Here is a 17,192-nt window from a genome sequence, read left to right as displayed (position 1 = left end):
TCCGCCAGTGCTACCCGTTTACTCGACTTCGACCGCTTCCGGGCTCGCATTGCGCGGCGCGGCATTCTCGTCGAACGTCAACTTCACCTTGTCGCTATCATCGACATCGACCGTCACGCGCCCGCCGCTCATGAGTTTGCCGAACAGCAACTCGTCGGCAAGTGCGCGGCGGATCGTGTCTTGGATCAAGCGCTGCATCGGGCGCGCGCCCATGAGCGGATCGAAGCCGTGCTTGGCCAAGTGCTTGCGCAGCGCGTCGGTGAAGAGCGCGTCGACCTTCTTCTCGTGCAACTGATCTTCGAGTTGCATGAGGAACTTGTCGACCACGCGCATGATGATTTCCTCATCGAGCGAACGGAAGCTGATGACTGCGTCCAGACGGTTGCGGAACTCGGGCGTGAACATCCGCTTGATGTCGGCCATCTCGTCGCCGGTTTCGCGACGCGACGTGAACCCGATCGTGCCTTTCTGCATCGACTCGGCGCCAGCATTGGTCGTCATGATGATGATGACGTTGCGGAAATCGGCCTTGCGACCGTTGTTGTCCGTCAGCGTGCCGTGATCCATCACCTGCAGCAACACGTTGAAGATATCCGGGTGCGCCTTCTCGATTTCGTCGAGCAACAGCACGCAGTGCGGTTTCTTCGTCACGGCCTCGGTCAACAGCCCGCCCTGATCGAAGCCGACGTATCCCGGCGGCGCACCGATCAAGCGGCTGACGGCGTGGCGCTCCATGTACTCCGACATATCGAAGCGAATCAGCTCGATGCCGAGCGTGAACGCCAACTGGCGCGCAACCTCGGTCTTGCCGACGCCCGTCGGACCGGAGAACAGGAACGCGCCGATCGGCTTATCGGTCTTGCCGAGCCCCGCCCGCGCCATCTTGATGGCGGCGGCCAGCGCATCGATGGCCGGATCCTGACCGAACACGACCGATTTCAAATCGCGATCGAGCGTCTGCAGCTTGCTGCGGTCGTCCTGCGACACGCTTTGCGCCGGCACGCGCGCGATCTTGGAAATGATTTCCTCGATCTCGCCCTTGCCGATCGTCTTCTTCTGCTTGGACTTGGGCAAAATGCGCTGGGCTGCCCCGGCTTCGTCGATCACGTCGATCGCCTTGTCGGGCAAATGCCGGTCGGTGATGAAGCGGGCCGACAATTCGGCAGCGGCCGACAGCGCACCCGACGAATACTTGACGCCGTGATGCTCCTCGAAGCGCGACTTGAGCCCGCGCAGGATTGCGACCGTTTGCTCGACGGTGGGCTCGGTCACGTCGATCTTCTGGAACCGCCGCGACAGCGCCGCATCCTTCTCGAAGATGCCGCGATATTCGGTGAAGGTCGTCGCACCGATGCACTTGAGCGTACCCGAGGACAGCGCCGGCTTGAGCAGGTTCGATGCGTCGAGCGTCCCGCCCGATGCGGCGCCCGCGCCGATCAGCGTGTGGATTTCGTCGATGAACAGAATGGCGTGCGGACGCTCTTTGAGCTCTTTGAGCACGGTCTTCAAGCGCTGCTCGAAATCGCCGCGATACTTCGTGCCTGCCAAGAGCGCACCCATGTCGAGCGAATACACCTGCGCATCGGCCAGGATGTCGGGAACTTCCCCGCGCGTGATGCGCCAGGCGAGCCCCTCGGCGATCGCCGTCTTGCCAACGCCGGCTTCGCCCACGAGCAGCGGGTTGTTCTTGCGACGGCGGCAAAGCACCTGCACGACACGCTCGACCTCGGACTCGCGCCCGATCAGCGGATCGATGCGCCCGTCCTTGGCCATCTGATTGAGATTCTGCGTGAACTGCGCCAGCGGCGTTTCCTTCTGCGAAGCGGCGTCTTCCGACTCGGCGTTGGCGTCGCCCGCCTTGGCCGGATCGCTGCTGCTCGTCTTCGCAATGCCGTGCGAAATGAAGTTCACGACATCGAGCCGCGTCACGCCCTGCTGTTGCAGATAGTAGACGGCGTGCGAATCCTTCTCGCCGAAGATGGCGACCAGCACGTTCGCACCCGTGACTTCCTTCTTGCCATTCGACGTCGACTGCACATGCATGATCGCGCGCTGAATCACGCGCTGAAAGCCTAGCGTGGGCTGCGTGTCGACATCGTCGGTGCCAGGCACCGTCGGCGTATTGTCGTGGATGAAATTGCGTAGGTTTTGGCGCAAATCTTCGATGTTGGCCGCGCACGCGCGCAACACTTCGGCGGCCGTCGGATTGTCCAGCAACGCCAGCAACAGATGTTCGACCGTGATGAACTCATGCCGCGCCTGGCGTGCTTCCATGAACGCCATGTGCAGGCTGACTTCCAGTTCCTGGGCAATCATGCTTCCTCCATCACGCACTGCAGCGGATGCCCTGCTTGCCGTGCGTGGGTAACTACTTGCTCGACCTTGGTCGACGCGATGTCCCGCGTATAGACCCCACATACCCCCCGCCCTTCGCGATGCACCTTCAGCATGATCTGCGTAGCGGTCTCTCTATCTTTGTTGAAATATTCCTGCACGATCATCACGACAAATTCCATTGGCGTGAAATCGTCATTGAGCAAGACAACCTTGTACATGGACGGCGGTTTCAGCGCTTTTTCCTGCCGCTCCAGTACGGTGCCATCCTGCTTGTCCGGGATAATCGCCATACACCCATTCTAAACAACTCGGACGGGCTCGCAATGCTGCCAAGACCCGACCGACCGGTTGGTGGACCGGGCCGCCGCCGCCGCGCGCCCACTCGCGCGCCGATCGCCGCCGCTTCCCGCATCATGCGCCTATTCGCGCCGCCGCCATGCTCGCCGCCGCGGCTTCCCGCCGCAGCGATCGTAGCGACCGCATCGAGTATCGCACAGAGCGTGCCGAGCTTCTCGACGCCCACCCCGGCCGCCGGCCGCGCTTCGCGGCATCGGGCACCGGACACATCTGAGTCGATTATGCGACTTTTCAAGAGCCGCCGCTTGCGCTAGCGCACAAACTCTACGCGGGAGAAACCCTGAAAATCGGTGCTCGAAGCAATGCTCCATCGAACATCTCAAAATTCACTTGACACCTGCTTAAAGAGATCCAACAATCAAGCTGGCACTTTTTTCAGCTAGCCAAGAAGTGGACGTACGAAAAAAAATGCCGAGGTGAGCTAGTGCGGAGGGGGCGGCTGCATCATGCGGCTGTCGAGCTTTTCGAGCAGGCTCGTGGGACATGAGTTACAGGGGAAGTTGGTATGGCAACTGGTACGGTCAAATGGTTCAATGACGCGAAAGGCTTCGGATTCATCACGCCCGATGAAGGCGGCGAGGATCTGTTTGCGCACTTCTCGGCCATCCAAATGAACGGTTTCAAAACGCTCAAGGAAGGTCAGAAGGTGAGCTTTGAGGTCGTCCAAGGACCGAAGGGCAAGCAGGCGTCGAACATTCAGTCTGCAGCTTAAGACTGCCTCGACGGCAGCGCCTATGAAAGCCCGGCTTCGGCCGGGTTTTTTTCGCCGGAAAGGAGGCCGCGCCTAGGCCTTGCACCTGCGAGCCGCACCACGGCGCCCCTTTCGTGCAGCATCAACGCACCGCCAGCGTGTAAGTGAAAAACACCTCGTCGCGGCGCCATCCCATCGATTCGTACAACGCCTGCGCCGTCACGTTCGTCTTGGCGGTGGTCAAATCCATTCTAACCTTGCCGTCCGCTAGAGCGCGGGTGTGTGCGGCTGCGAGCAAGGCCCGCGCGACGCCCAAGCGCCGCGCCCGCCGTTCGACGAACAAGTCGTACAGCACGTAGATCGGGGCCGCCGCCACCGAGCAAAACGACGGGTAAAGCTGACAGAATCCCGCGAGCGTGCCCTCACCGTCGTCGGCGACCAGCACGACCGAGTCGCCATTTTCCGTGCGCGCGCGAATGAATCGCTCGGCGTGCATCAAATCGGGGCGCTGTTCATAGAATTGTCGATATAAATCGAACAATCGCGCTGTTTCGGATAAATCGCGCGGCTCGAATGAGCGAATCGAAATCGAAGCGTTCACTGGGCAATATCCAAAAAGGTCGGAACTATTGCATGCGATGCGTTATCGCACCATCGAAAGAAAAACCCCGGCGGGCAAGAAGCATCCGCCGGGGTTCGCAGCAGCCTACGCAAGACTGCCGTGCGTGTCACATATTCTCGACCAACACTTACATATTCTCGATCAGCACCTGACCGAAGCCCGAGCAGGAAACCTGCGTCGCGCCTTCCATCAAACGCGCGAAGTCGTACGTCACGCGCTTTTGCAGGATCGACTTCTCCATCGAGGAGATGATCACATCGGCCGCTTCCGTCCAACCCATATGACGCAGCATCATTTCGGCCGACAGGATCTCCGAGCCCGGGTTCACATAGTCCTTACCCGCGTACTTGGGCGCCGTGCCGTGCGTGGCTTCGAACATGGCCACCGAATCGGACATATTCGCGCCCGGGGCGATGCCGATGCCACCAACTTGCGCGGCCAGTGCGTCCGAGATGTAGTCGCCGTTCAGGTTCAGCGTGGCGATGACGTCGTATTCCGCCGGGCGCAGCAAGATTTGCTGCAGGAATGCGTCGGCGATCACGTCCTTCACGACGATATCGTTGCCCGTCTTCGGGTTCTTGAACTTCATCCACGGGCCGCCGTCGATCAGTTCCGCACCGAACTCCTTCTGAGCCAGCGCATAGCCCGCATCGCGGAATGCGCCTTCGGTGAACTTCATGATGTTGCCCTTGTGCACGAGCGTGACCGAGCGGCGATCGTTGTCGATCGCGTATTGGATCGCCTTGCGCACCAAACGCTCCGTGCCTTCACGCGAAACCGGCTTGATGCCGATGCCCGACGTTTCGGGGAAGCGAATCTTCTTCACACCCATTTCTTCGCGCAGGAACTTGATGACCTTCTTGGCCTGTTCCGATTCCGCCGCCCATTCGATGCCGGCGTAGATGTCTTCCGAATTCTCGCGGAAGATCACCATGTGGGTCTTCTCCGGCTCGCGCACCGGCGAAGGAACACCCTTGAAATATTGCACCGGGCGCAAGCAGACATACAGGTCTAGCTCTTGGCGCAACGCGACGTTCAACGAACGGATGCCGCCGCCGACGGGCGTCGTGAGCGGCCCCTTGATCGAAACGACGTACTCTTTGAGCACTTGCAGCGTTTCTTCGGGCAGCCAGACGTCCGGGCCGTAGATCTTGGTCGCCTTCTCGCCCGCGTAGATTTCCATCCAGTGGATCTTGCGCTTGCCGCCGTACGCCTTTTCGACCGCCGCGTCGACCACCTTGATCATCACGGGCGTGATGTCGAAGCCCGTGCCGTCACCCTCGATGTACGGAATGATCGGCTGATCGGAAACGTTGAGCGAAAAGTCCGCGTTGACGGTGATCTTGTCACCGCCCGTCGGAACCTTGATGTGCTGATACGGCATGATCGACTCCAGTGTTGGCTGTGCGGGTGGAAAGCAGCGATGCGCGGCCACGCGCAACGGGACGTTCATCTCCCGTGCGCCGACGCGCAGCACTTGCCCAATTTTCGGTTCGGCGCTCGATGCGGCCGCGCCAATGCGGCTGGATGGCTATTCTAGCCCACGTCGAATCGACGGCGGCGCAAGCATGAGCGTGCGCCCGGCGCCAGCGCAGTGGCCCGGCAAGCGAGGCGGTCGGTCTTGGGTCTTATATAAGACAAAAGACTTAGGCGTTCCGTATTATGCATTAAGATTCCGCCATTTGCCATAGACGCGCCTGGCAACGCTGCGGCAAGCGCGCTGCAGCATGGAGGCCGCGCTGCGCGCGGCTCGTTCGTTTCGGCGAGTGCGCGCCTCGGCACCTGCTTCTTCACTCAGTCACATGCGCCTCATCGCCCTCAACAAACCGTACGGCACGATCTGCCAGTTCTCGCCACACGAGCGCCATGCCTCGCTGGGCGACTGGGTGGACGTTCCCGGCGTCTATCCCGCCGGCCGGCTCGACGCCGACAGCGAAGGGCTGCTGCTGCTCACCGACGACGGCGCCTTGCAGGCGCGCATCGCCGAACCGCGTCACAAGCTCCTCAAGCGTTATTGGGCGCAAGTGGAAGGCGAGCCCGACCGGGCGGCGCTCGACAAGTTGGCGGCCGGCGTCGACCTCGGCGATTACACGACGCGTCCGTGTCACGCACGCGTCATCGAAGCGCCTGCGGCGCTCTGGCCTCGCGTTCCGCCCATCCGTTACCGCGCAGCAATCCCCACTACATGGATCGAGCTCGAAATCACCGAGGGCAAGAATCGTCAGGTGCGGCGCATGACCGCGGCCGTCGGCTTTCCCACGCTGCGCCTCGTGCGCGCCGGCATCGGTGCCCTCGATCTGATGAAGCTGGGCCTCGCCCCGGGCCAATGGTGCGAATTGCCGCACCGCGCACCGTGGGAGGGCATGGCTGCGCGCAAACGCGCCAAACGGACGGCCGATTGAGCGAGAATCACTAACGTGTCGCACCAGCAAGGTTTCTTGCTTTTCGCCGTGCTGGCGGGCATGCAGGCCGCGCCTCGCCCAGGCCACCTTCGATGCGGCTGCCGCAGGTTCGACAATTTCGCGTCAACCGCCAGTGCGCGTCGCGCGTTATCCGACGCAGATGCCGCTAGAAAGCTATCCGGCATTCGCGTTCGGCCCCGCCGCCCCGTGTTGCTTTCACCAAGCGGAACGTCGACCGAAGCGCTCGCAGACGCGTCGGCAATTTTGTTTGATGCGGCTGTCAACCGAAAGGTGGATGGCACGTTTACCGACATGACTCATTGACCGGGTCATTTGGTTAATTAACTAAAGCTGAGGATTTACAAATGAGCAAACTGATCGCCGCTCTGGTCGCTGGCCTGTTCGCAACGGCTGCTTTCGCACAAGCTTCGGCTCCGGAAGCCTCGGCTCCGGCCGCTGCTACGGCCCCCGCCAAGAAGCACGTCAAGAAGCACGTCAAGAAGCACGCGAAGAAGGCCGCCAAGGCAGAAGCCGCTTCGGGCGCTTCGGAGTAAGTTTGTCGTAACAACGCAGTCAAGAACCAGCAGTACTGCCGTTCTTTACGGCGTTGCAAGGCAGGCGGCCGCAAGGCGCCTGCCTTTTTCTTTTCTTTTTTGTTTCGGCGCATGCACTTTGCTCGGCTCGCGCCCGCTCGCGTAACATGCGCGGGTTCTCGTCGTCCAAAAGGAGTGTTCTCGTGCGATTCTCGATTCGCTCGTGGCAGGCGCGTTTCGCCGCCGTCGCTTTGTCCGCCTTCGCGCTCGCGGCCGTGCAACTCGCGCCCGGCCAGGCCTTTGCCCAAGCCTTGCCCGCCGGTGCCAAGCCGCCCGAGGCGTTCCCGCACGTGAAATTGACCGCCGGCATGTTCGTGATCGATGCGGCCGTCGCCGCCAACGATCCCGATCGCGAGCAAGGGCTCATGTATCGGACGCAACTCGCGCCTAACGAAGGCATGCTGTTCGTCTTCGGTGAAAACGCCGTTCACTGCTTTTGGATGAAGAACACGCTGATCCCGCTATCGATCGCCTTCATGCGAGCCGACGGCACGATCACCGATATCGACGAAATGCAGGCCGAGACCACCAACAATCACTGTCCGCGCAACAACGGCGTCTACGCCCTCGAAATGTCCAAAGGCTGGTTCGCCGCGAAAGGCATCAAACCCGGGATGAAGATCGACGGGCTGCCGCGGCCGCAGTAGCCCCCGCGGCTGACGTGCGCGCGGCGCCTCGCTTGGGCGTGCACGGCGAGGACACACCGTTCTTTGCAAGCCGTTCATCACGCCGCTCCTTTTCGCGGTCCTTTATTAGGCATTGCCGCCGACCCGCAGCGAGCCGTCCTTTTCGTTCGCGCATGCTTCCTGCAAAAGGCTTGGGCAGGCGCTATGCTTGTAAGTCTGCAACACCGCACGCGCCGCGTCCCGGCGGGATCCGATCCCGCCTGTCGCGGCGCCCACATTCCAAGGAGATCGACGTGCCCCGCAAGACTCCCATCGAGCGCTATCGAAATATCGGCATCAGCGCTCACATCGATGCCGGCAAGACCACGACCACCGAACGCATCCTGTTCTACACCGGCGTGAGCCATAAGATCGGCGAGGTTCACGAGGGCGCGGCGGTGATGGACTGGATGGAGCAGGAGCAGGAACGCGGCATCACGATCACGTCGGCCGCGACGACGGCGTTTTGGAAAGGCATGGCCGGCAACTACCCCGAGCACCGGATCAACATCATCGATACGCCCGGACACGTCGACTTTACAATCGAAGTGGAACGCTCGATGCGCGTGCTCGACGGCGCCTGCATGGTGTACGACTCGGTCGGCGGCGTACAGCCGCAGTCGGAAACGGTCTGGCGCCAGGCCAATAAGTACAAGGTGCCGCGCATCGCATTCGTCAACAAGATGGATCGCGTCGGCGCCGACTTCTTTCGCGTCCAGCGGCAAATCGGCGAACGGCTCAAGGGCGTTGCGGTGCCGATTCAGATCCCCGTGGGGGCCGAGGAACATTTCCAAGGCGTGATCGATCTCGTCAAGATGAAAGCGATCATCTGGGACGAGGAAAGCCAAGGTGTGAAGTTCGAGTACCGCGACATTCCGGAGAACCTGCGCGCGAGCGCCGAAGAATGGCGCGAGAAGATGGTCGAGGCCGCCGCCGAGGCAAGCGAAGATCTGCTCGAAAAGTACCTCGAGGATCACACGTCGTTGACCGAAGCGGAGATCAAGGGCGGCCTGCGCAAGCGCACGATCGCCAACGAAATCGTGCCGATGCTGTGCGGCAGCGCCTTCAAGAACAAGGGCGTGCAGGCGATGCTCGATGCCGTGATCGATTACCTGCCCTCGCCCATCGACGTGCCCGCGATTCTCGGCCACGACGAGGACGACAAGGAAGCCGAGCGCCACCCCAGCGACGAAGAGCCGTTCTCCGCGCTCGCGTTCAAAATCATGACCGATCCGTTCGTCGGCCAGTTGATCTTCTTCCGCGTGTACTCGGGCATCGTCAACTCCGGCGACACCGTCCTGAATTCGACCAAGAACAAGCGGGAGCGCGTCGGGCGAATTTTACAGATGCACGCGAACGACCGCAAAGAGATCAAAGAGGTCTATGCGGGCGACATCGCGGCCGCCGTCGGCTTGAAGGAAGCCACGACGGGCGACACGCTGTGCGACCCCGCAAATCCGATCATCCTCGAGCGCATGATTTTCCCCGAGCCCGTGATCTCGCAAGCGGTCGAGCCGAAGACGAAAGCCGACCAGGAAAAGATGGGGATCGCGCTCAATCGCCTGGCGCAGGAAGATCCTTCCTTCCGCGTGCAAACCGACGAGGAATCGGGGCAAACGATCATCTCGGGCATGGGCGAATTGCACCTCGAAATTCTCGTCGACCGGATGAGACGCGAGTTCGGCGTGGAGGCGACGGTCGGTAAGCCGCAAGTGGCATACCGCGAAACGGTTCGCACCAGCGCCGAAGACGTCGAAGGCAAATTCGTCAAGCAATCGGGCGGGCGCGGTCAGTATGGGCACGTCGTCATCAAGCTCGAGCCGCAGCCGCCGGGCAAAGGCTACGAGTTTGTCGACGCGATCAAAGGCGGCGTCGTGCCGCGCGAGTACATCCCCGCGGTCGACAAGGGCATTCAGGAAACGCTCAAGAGCGGCGTGCTGGCGGGCTACCCGGTCGTGGACGTCAAAGTGACGCTCACGTTCGGTTCGTACCACGATGTGGACTCGAACGAAAACGCTTTCCGCATGGCGGGCTCGATGGCGTTCAAGGACGGCATGCGGCGCGCCAAGCCCGTCTTGCTCGAACCGATGATGGCCGTCGAAGTCGAAACGCCGGAGGACTTCATGGGCAACGTCATGGGCGATCTGTCCGGCCGTCGTGGCATCGTGCAAGGCATGGACGACATTGCGGGCGGCGGCGGAAAGGTGATTCGCGCCGAGGTGCCGCTTGCGGAAATGTTCGGCTATTCGACTTCGCTGCGCTCGCTGACGCAAGGCCGCGCAACCTATACGATGGAGTTCAAGCATTACGCCGAAACGCCCGCGAATGTATCGGAAGCCATCGTCAATTCCAAAGGAAAGTAGCGCCTCACAGCAGGCTCCGGCCAACGCCGGAGCCTCGCTCGGAGGCTGCGGGAATTGTCGAGCCCGCCGGGGCGCCGCGCGCCCGGCGGGTTTTTTTCGTTAAACTGCAAACGCATTCGTCGTCGCCGTACCGCTCGTCAACGCCGCGATGCTCCTAGCGAGCGCGCCTCCCACACGAACCGGAACCCCATCGATGAAGAACCCCACAGCGCTTGATCTGTCTCTGGCTGCGGCTCGCCGCGATGCCGACGAACTCGGCAATCACGCCATCGACGAATTCCTCGCTCACCGCCTCTCCCGGCGCGATTTGCTTCGCTATGCAAGCGTGCTGGGCTACTCGAGCGTCGTATTGGCGGCAAGCGGCCTGGCGGCGCCGCTGCGCGCGCACGCGCAAGCGGCCGGCGCGGGCGCGAGCGGCGCCACCATACGCGTTGCGCATTTGACGCCCGCGGGGCGCGTCGACCCGCTGACCGTGGCCGATGCGGCCGGGCTCGCGCTGATCGCGCAAACGGGCGAGTTTCTGATCGACGACGTGGGCGGCGCCGCACCGCTCAAGCCCGCGTTGGCCTTGTCGTGGCGCACGAACGAGAAGGGCGACGTCTGGACCTTCAAACTGCGGCAAAACGTCAAATTTCACGACGGCAAACCCTTCGGGGCCAAGGATGTCGCCGCCACCTTCGACAAGCTCGCCGATACGGCAAGCGGCTCGGCCGCGCTCTCCGTCTTCAAGGGCGTCCTGTCCAAGGGCGGCGCGCGCGTGGTCGACGGCCATACGGTCGAGTTTCACCTCGATGCGCCGAACGGCAACTTCCCCTACTACGTCTCGTCGGACAATTACAACGCGGTCATCCTGCCCGCCGATTTCAAAGGCGACTACGAAACGAGCTTCATCGGCACGGGGCCGTTCAAGCTGGAGCGGTACGAGGCCAAGCGCGCCGCATCGTTCGTGCGCAATTCCGATTATTGGGGCGACAAAGCGCTGCCCGAGCGCGTGCAGTTCGTCTTCTACGCCGATAGCCAAGCACAGATTCTCGCGTTGCAAGGACGGCAAGCCGATGTGATGGGCGATCTCACCGTGCAGGGCGGACTGGGCATCCTGAACAATCCCGAATTCGTCGTGCAAGGCGTCAAGTCGAGCGCGCATCGGCAGATTCACATGCGGTGCGACACGGCGCCCTTCAACGATAAGCGCGTGCGGCAAGCGCTCGCCCTCGCCGTCGATCGGGACGTGCTCGTGCGCGGCCTGTTCAAAGGGCGGGCCGTCGTGGGCAACGACAGCCCGTTCGCGCCGATCTTTGCGTCGACCAATCCGTCCGTGCCGCAACGCCGCCACGACGTTGCCGCGGCAAAGAAATTGCTGGCGCAGGCGGGGCATCCCAACGGGTTCGCCGCGACTTTGACGACCGAGAAGTTCATGGAGATTCCCGATCTCGCTGTCGTCCTGCAAAACGCCCTGAAGGCGATCGGCGTTACGCTCACCTTGAAGGTGGAAAGCCAAGGCCAGTACTACGGCAAGGGAAGCTTCGGCAGTTCCAATTGGCTCGACGCGCCGCTCGGCATCACCGACTACGGTCACCGCGGCGTGCCCAATCTGTTCTTGAATGCGCCGCTCGTCAGCAGTGGCGCATGGAACGCGGCCCACTTCAAGGACCCGGATTACGACAAGCTGGTCGGCCAATTCGTCGGCGCGATCGACGTCGCATCGCAAAAGCGCATCGCCGGTGAAATCGAAACGTTGTTGCTCGATCGAACGCCCTTGATCATTCCGTACTTCTTCGATCAGCTCATCGCCACGCGTAAGAACGTGACCGGGGTGCGCTTCACGGCCATTTCGCAACTCTATTTCGACCGCGCCCAAGTGAAGGCATGACGAGGCTGCGTGCGCAGGCAGACCAATAGTTAGCATCCGTAACCGACCAACCGGCCCGACTACGCCCGCAACGATGTCCGATACCGCTTTTCCGCCGCGCCGTCATGCTGCCCGCGGCAGCGCCGAGCGCATCGCTCGCTTTCTCGCGGGCCGGTTCGCGCTGTCGCTGGTGACGCTGTGGCTGCTGTCGATGATCGTCTTCGCGCTCGGTCAACTGTTGCCCGGCGATATCGGCCGAGCGATTCTGGGTCCGCTCGCCGACGCGCGGGCCGTCGCGGCGCTCGATCATCAGCTCGGCGCCGATCGGCCCGTGCTCATGCAATACGCGCATTGGATCGGGCATTTCTTGCGCGGCGACATGGGCAACTCATACGCGTATCGCTCGCCCGTCGCGCCGTTCGTCGCGCACGCCCTGCTCAACTCGGCCAAGCTCGGCGCACTGGCGTTCGTCATCGTCGTTCCGCTCGCGATCGCCGCCGGCGTCTGGGCCGCCCTGCACGAGGGCCGGTGGCTCGACCGCACGATCATGATCGTCGGCTTGTCGGCCACCGTCGTACCCGAGTTCGTCTCGTCGATCGCGCTCATCCTCGTCTTCGCGATTTGGCTGCGCTGGCTGCCCAGTGAAGCCGGATATCCAAACGATGCAAGTGCGCTGACCGTACTGCGGCATTTGATCCTGCCCGCCATGCCGCTCGTTTTCGTTTTCTTCGGGTATATCGCAAAGATGGCGCGCGCAGGCACGGTGGAAGCGATCGATGCCGATTACACACGCACGGCCGTGCTCAAGGGGTTGCCCGGGCGCGTCGTCCTCGTTCGCCATGTGCTGCCCAATGCGCTGATGCCGACGATCACCGTCGCCGCCACGCAGCTCGGCTATATGGTGGGCGGGCTCGTCGTGGTCGAGACGCTGTTCCACTACCAAGGGATCGGTTCGCTGATCTACAACGCCGCGATGGCTAAAGACTTTCCGATGCTCGAAGCAGGCGTGCTCGCGGTCGGCGTCGTCTATATGGCCGCCAATCTCGTCGCCGACGCGCTGATCGCCGTGCTCGATCCGCGCATTCGCCTTGGAGGCGCGCAATGACCGGCGCAGTCCAGCCCGCCGAAGCGCAGGCGGCAAGCGAGCGTGCGCTGCAGGCGGCGCGCTTCGAAACGTTGCGCGCGCTCGTGCGCTCGCCGACCTTCCTCGCGGGCACGGCAATCCTGCTCTTCTGGGTCGTTTGCGCCATCTTCGGCCCGCTGCTCGCGCCGCTCGATCCGTATGCCTCCGATCCGCTCAATTCGCTCTTGCCGCCCGATCGCGTGCACTGGTTCGGCACCGACCAGCTCGGCCGCGACATATTTTCACGCGTCATCGTGGGGGCGCGCGACATCTTGACGATCGCACCGCTCGCAACGCTCGTCGGCACGGTGGCGGGCACGACGCTGGGCCTGTTGATCGGCTATTTCGGCGGGTGGCTCGACAATGCCTTGGGCCGTCTGATCGATGCGCTGCTGGCCCTGCCGCTCGTCGTGCTCGCGCTTGCGGCGCTGGCCGCGCTCGGCGCATCGAATGCGACCGTCGTGCTCGTGATCGGGCTGACCTTCACGCCGATCACGGCGCGCACCGTGCGCGCGGCCGTATTGGCCGAGCGCCATCTCGATTATGTCGATGCGGCCCAATTGCGAGGCGAGCGTGCGCCTTACATCATGTTCGCCGAGATCTTGCCGAACGTGCTGCCGCCTGTCATCGTCGAAGCCACGGTGCGCCTGGGCTACGCGATCTTCGCCGTCGCGACGCTCTCGTTTCTCGGCTTCGGCATTCAGCCGCCGTCGGCCGACTGGGGTTTGGCCTTGTCCGAATCGTATGCGCTGATGACGGGCGGGGCATGGTGGACCGTCGCATTCGATGCGGGGGCCATTGCAACACTCGTCGTCGGAGTCAATCTCGTCGCCGACAGCGTGCAGGGAGTATTCGACCGGTGAGCGCCGCGCCCCGTGCCTATCCCGCCTTCGACACCGCGGTGAGCGGCGAGGACGATGCGCTCGCCGTCGTGGGCCTGAGCGTCGCCTATCGCGTGCGCGGCCGCGAGCGCGAGGTCCTGCACGACGTGACGTTCCGCGTGCGCCGTGGCGAGGCGTATGGCTTGGTCGGCGAATCGGGCTGCGGCAAGTCCACGGTAGCGCTCACGGCGCTCGCTTATCTACCGCGCAACGGCAGAATCACCGCGGGCCGCATCTCGATCGCGGGACGCGATGTCGCATCGCTTCCGGCCGGCGCTTTGCGCTCGATGCGCGCACACACGGTGTCGATGGTCTATCAAGATCCTTCGCGCGCGCTCAACCCATCACTGACGATCGGCCGTCAGGTGTCCGAAGCATTCGAAGCGGCGGGCGCCACGCGCGCCGACGCCTTCGCGCGCGCGCTCGAGATGCTGCGCCACGTGCGCATCGCCGCGCCGGAACGCGTGATGACGAGCTACCCGCATCAACTCTCGGGCGGCATGCAGCAACGGGTCGTGATCGCGATGGCGTTGGCGTCCAAGCCGGCGCTGCTGATTCTCGACGAGCCGACGACGGGCCTGGACGCAACCGTGGAGGCCGAGGTGCTCGACCTCGTCGCGAAGCTGCGCGAGGAGTTCGGCACTGCGGTGCTCTTCATCAGCCACAATCTGGCCGTGATCGGCCGCATGTGCAGTCGCGTGGGCGTGCTGTATGCGGGCCGTCTCGTCGAAGAAGGCGCGACTGCGGACGTGTTCGGCGCGCCGAGCCATCCGTATACGGTCGGCCTGCTGCGGTGCTTGCCTAGCGAAGGACGCAGCAAAGACGGGGAACCGCTCGACACGATAGCAGGCAGCCTGCCGCCGCCCGGCGCCGCGATCGCCGGCTGCGCCTTCGCGCCGCGTTGCCCGTTGGCCGACGAGCGCTGCCGGCGCGAGACCCCGCCGCCGCAGCGATTTCATGCCGAGCACGGAACGCAGATGTCGCGTTGCCATTACTACGAGCAAGCCAGCGCGCTTGCCCACGCGGTGACGCCGCCCGCCCGCACCGACGCCGCCTCCGATGGGCCGGCGCACGCGCCGCTTGCATTGCATGCGGCGCATTTGTCGAAGACGTTCGACGCATCGGGCAAGCCGATGCGCGCAGTCGACGACGTATCGCTCGATCTCGCCGCCGGCGAGACGCTCGGGCTCGTGGGCGAATCGGGCAGCGGCAAAACGACGCTCGCCAAGCTGCTCGTGGGCTTGCTCGCGCCGGACCCCGGCGCCACGCTGGAACTCGACGGCAAACCGCTGTCCGCGCACGTGGCGGGTCGCGACGACGAGCAGGTCAAGTCACTGCAAATCGTGTTTCAGAACCCAGACTCGGCGCTCAATCGCGCTCATTCGGTCAAACGGCTGATAGGGCGCGCGCTATCCAAGCTCGGCGCGCTGCGGGGACGCGCACATGGCGCGCGGCTTGCCACGCTTGCACACGCGGTGCGGCTGCCTACCCGGTACCTCGACGCGCGAACGCGGCAACTCTCGGGCGGGCTGAAGCAGCGTGTCGCCATCGCGCGGGCGTTCGCCGGCGATCCTCGCGTGGTCGTATGCGATGAGCCTACCTCGGCGCTCGACGTCTCCGTGCAAGCGGCGATCTTGAATCTGTTGACCGATTTGCAGCGCGAACGGGGTGTCAGCTACGTATTCATTTCTCACGATTTACACGTGGTGCGCTACGTGTCTGATCGCATCGCTGTGCTCTACCTCGGCAAACTGCTCGAGATCGGGCCGGCGCACGCGGTCTTCGAAGGACCACATCATCCTTATACCGAAGCATTGCTCTCGGCGATGCCCAGCTTCGACCCGCCGAACGTGCGATCGAACACGCGCATCCGTTTGGCCGGCGATCCGCCAAGCGGAGTAGCGCCCCCTTCAGGCTGCGTATTTCATCCGCGCTGCCCGCGCAAGCTCGGGGCCATCTGCGAGGAACGCGACCCGCCGTTCACCGATGCCGGCGAGGGTCATCGAATTCGCTGCCACATTCGCGTGCACGATCTGCGCGCGCTGCAACGCGAAACACAAAGCGCGTAAGCACGGCGCTATACGTCGCTTCCCGCACCGCCGTTTGCCTCACCGCTTCGCGCTGTCCCACGCCTTCGTCTGCAATCGCTCATAAGAGGAGCGATGTCGCGTTTCACGCGTGAAACGCTTTGAGCCGAATTTCGCTCCCCGATGTTGAAGCGCCGCCCGTGCGCCCAGATGCGGCGCGGCCCAGAGCGCGATGGCACGGTTATCGCGAGACGCCTCGCGTAGCCGCCTAACCGATGTGTACGCCATCGCACAGTTCGCGCATCGTAGTTGGGCCGCTACTTCCACCCTTCGGGGGATGGGAGTACGACGACACTCGAGCGTCGTTCCCAGCGGGGAGATGGCGATGAAGACCAAATCAATTAATAAGGACTCCTATGTATTTCACGGGATCCAGAAGGCGACAGCCGGTGCGGTGCTCGCGCTACTGGCAAGCGGGGCGCAGGCAGGCGGGTTCATCGACGTGATGGGCCGGTGGATGATCGAGACCAGTGCCACGATGCAGGCGGCGACTGCTCATTCCAGTGAATCGGGCTCGCCGACGACGACGCAGCTTCAGAGCGCTGCGCCAATCGACGCCGCGTCGTTGGCGGCCGACTCCAATACCGCGGAGGGAGGCAACCCCTCGGCATCGGCCGACGACAGATGCCGCGATGCGACTGGACGTTGGACATGCGCCGTCGAGCCCGACGACACTGCGGTGACGAACGATGTCGGCGGTACCGGCGATGGAACTTCGGCAAGCGGCGAGGGCAGCGGTGCCGCGCCGGGCGGCGCATTCGGCGGCGGGCGCGGCGACAATGGCGGCGCGGCAGCGCCCGGGCGAGGAGGACCGTCAGGCGGCACGGGTAGTAGCGGCGGCGGCCATGGCGACGGCGGCACCGGGAGTTCGAGCGGGTCCGGCGGCGGTTCGGGTGGCTCGAGCGGTGGATCTGGTGGTGGCTCTGGTGGCGGCTCGGGCGGTTCCGGTGGTGGCTCGGGCGGTTCTGGTGGCGGCTCGGGCGGTTCCGGTGGCGGCTCGGGCGGTTCTGGTGGCGGCTCGGGCGGTTCCGGTGGTGGCTCGGGCGGTTCTGGTGGCGGCTCGGGCGGTTCTGGTGGCGGCTCGGGCGGTTCTGGTGGCGGCTCGGGCGGTTCCGGTGGCGGCTCGGGCGGTTCTGGTGGCGGCTCGGGCGGTTCCGGTGGCGGCTCGGGCGGTTCCGGTGGCGGCTCGGGCGGTTCCGGTGGCGGTTCCGGTGGCGGTTCC

General features: G+C 63.6%; 13 protein-coding genes and 1 pseudogene. 10 read left to right on the top strand and 4 right to left on the bottom strand.

All coding sequences use genetic code 11. From position 1 onward, the window contains the following. Window positions 1–18 precede the first annotated feature (18 nt). Together clpA and clpS are read right to left on the bottom strand one after the other, a co-directional pair. Entirely contained in the window at window positions 19–2,316 is a 2,298-nt protein-coding gene (clpA, locus tag MMB74_RS24975; RefSeq protein ID WP_277431344.1) for an ATP-dependent Clp protease ATP-binding subunit ClpA, read from the bottom strand. Continuing rightward, on the bottom strand, window positions 2,313–2,627 hold the full coding sequence (clpS, locus tag MMB74_RS24970; RefSeq protein ID WP_102612772.1) for an ATP-dependent Clp protease adapter ClpS: 315 nt from the start codon (window positions 2,625–2,627) through the stop codon (window positions 2,313–2,315). Before clpS ends, clpA begins: the two co-directional genes overlap by 4 nt. A gap of 572 nt (window positions 2,628–3,199) precedes the next feature. Between clpS and cspD the strand changes: the two genes are divergently transcribed. Next, entirely contained in the window at window positions 3,200–3,406 is a 207-nt protein-coding gene (cspD, locus tag MMB74_RS24965) for a cold shock domain-containing protein CspD (protein ID WP_007586257.1), read from the top strand. Window positions 3,407–3,527: 121 nt separating this feature from the next. Here the strand turns inward: cspD and MMB74_RS24960 are convergent, their stop codons facing one another. After that, window positions 3,528–3,974 carry a GNAT family N-acetyltransferase gene (locus tag MMB74_RS24960; RefSeq protein WP_277431389.1) on the bottom strand — a complete coding sequence of 149 codons (447 nt, stop codon included), beginning with the start codon at window positions 3,972–3,974 and terminating at the stop codon, window positions 3,528–3,530. 160 nt (window positions 3,975–4,134) lie between these two features. After that, a complete protein-coding gene (gene icd, locus MMB74_RS24955) occupies window positions 4,135–5,391 on the bottom strand; it encodes an NADP-dependent isocitrate dehydrogenase (RefSeq protein WP_277431343.1) in 1,257 nt (418 codons plus the stop codon). Between the two features lie 418 nt (window positions 5,392–5,809). Between icd and MMB74_RS24950 the strand changes: the two genes are divergently transcribed. The 9 genes and pseudogenes from MMB74_RS24950 to MMB74_RS24910 all read left to right on the top strand — a co-directional run. Then, window positions 5,810–6,409 carry a pseudouridine synthase gene (locus tag MMB74_RS24950; protein WP_277431342.1) on the top strand — a complete coding sequence of 200 codons (600 nt, stop codon included), beginning with the start codon at window positions 5,810–5,812 and terminating at the stop codon, window positions 6,407–6,409. Window positions 6,410–6,774: 365 nt separating this feature from the next. Beyond that, on the top strand, window positions 6,775–6,963 hold the full coding sequence (locus MMB74_RS24945) for a hypothetical protein (protein WP_277431341.1): 189 nt from the start codon (window positions 6,775–6,777) through the stop codon (window positions 6,961–6,963). 182 nt (window positions 6,964–7,145) lie between these two features. Next, complete coding sequence (locus MMB74_RS24940) at window positions 7,146–7,649, top strand: DUF192 domain-containing protein (RefSeq protein WP_277431340.1); 504 nt, start codon at window positions 7,146–7,148, stop codon at window positions 7,647–7,649. A 272-nt stretch (window positions 7,650–7,921) separates the two neighbouring features. Beyond that, window positions 7,922–10,030: an elongation factor G gene (gene fusA, locus MMB74_RS24935; protein WP_277431339.1), complete on the top strand. Its 2,109-nt coding sequence runs from the start codon at window positions 7,922–7,924 to the stop codon at window positions 10,028–10,030. 193 nt (window positions 10,031–10,223) lie between these two features. Then, a complete protein-coding gene (locus MMB74_RS24930; protein ID WP_277431338.1) occupies window positions 10,224–11,900 on the top strand; it encodes an ABC transporter substrate-binding protein in 1,677 nt (558 codons plus the stop codon). Between the two features lie 73 nt (window positions 11,901–11,973). Then, the gene (locus MMB74_RS24925; RefSeq protein WP_277431337.1) at window positions 11,974–12,984 is read left to right on the top strand and encodes an ABC transporter permease; all 1,011 of its coding nucleotides are present in this window, start codon (window positions 11,974–11,976) and stop codon (window positions 12,982–12,984) included. Continuing rightward, complete coding sequence (locus tag MMB74_RS24920; protein WP_277431336.1) at window positions 12,981–13,865, top strand: ABC transporter permease; 885 nt, start codon at window positions 12,981–12,983, stop codon at window positions 13,863–13,865. The genes MMB74_RS24925 and MMB74_RS24920 overlap by 4 nt, the downstream gene beginning before the upstream one ends. Beyond that, on the top strand, window positions 13,862–15,952 hold the full coding sequence (locus MMB74_RS24915) for an ABC transporter ATP-binding protein (RefSeq protein WP_277431335.1): 2,091 nt from the start codon (window positions 13,862–13,864) through the stop codon (window positions 15,950–15,952). The genes MMB74_RS24920 and MMB74_RS24915 overlap by 4 nt, the downstream gene beginning before the upstream one ends. Before the next feature lie 343 nt (window positions 15,953–16,295). Then, a pseudogene (locus MMB74_RS24910) lies at window positions 16,296–17,192 on the top strand (hypothetical protein); the annotation flags it as partial.

This window comes from Trinickia sp. Y13, from assembly GCF_029522115.1.
Lineage (GTDB): Bacteria > Pseudomonadota > Gammaproteobacteria > Burkholderiales > Burkholderiaceae > Trinickia.
The sequence above is the reverse complement of the archived record's forward strand: the minus strand, read 5'-3'. Positions and strand labels throughout refer to the sequence as shown.

Bases quoted from the DNA above. Each gene is read 5' to 3' on its own strand.
- icd (WP_277431343.1), bottom strand. From the start codon at position 5,391: ATGCCGTATCAGCACATCAAGGTTCCGACGGGCGGTGACAAGATCACC.
- MMB74_RS24920 (WP_277431336.1), top strand. From the start codon at position 12,981: ATGACCGGCGCAGTCCAGCCCGCCGAAGCGCAGGCGGCAAGCGAGCGT.
- MMB74_RS24925 (WP_277431337.1), top strand. From the start codon at position 11,974: ATGTCCGATACCGCTTTTCCGCCGCGCCGTCATGCTGCCCGCGGCAGC.
- clpS (WP_102612772.1), bottom strand. From the start codon at position 2,627: ATGGCGATTATCCCGGACAAGCAGGATGGCACCGTACTGGAGCGGCAG.
- MMB74_RS24950 (WP_277431342.1), top strand. From the start codon at position 5,810: ATGCGCCTCATCGCCCTCAACAAACCGTACGGCACGATCTGCCAGTTC.
- clpA (WP_277431344.1), bottom strand. From the start codon at position 2,316: ATGATTGCCCAGGAACTGGAAGTCAGCCTGCACATGGCGTTCATGGAA.
- MMB74_RS24945 (WP_277431341.1), top strand. From the start codon at position 6,775: ATGAGCAAACTGATCGCCGCTCTGGTCGCTGGCCTGTTCGCAACGGCT.
- MMB74_RS24930 (WP_277431338.1), top strand. From the start codon at position 10,224: ATGAAGAACCCCACAGCGCTTGATCTGTCTCTGGCTGCGGCTCGCCGC.
- cspD (WP_007586257.1), top strand. From the start codon at position 3,200: ATGGCAACTGGTACGGTCAAATGGTTCAATGACGCGAAAGGCTTCGGA.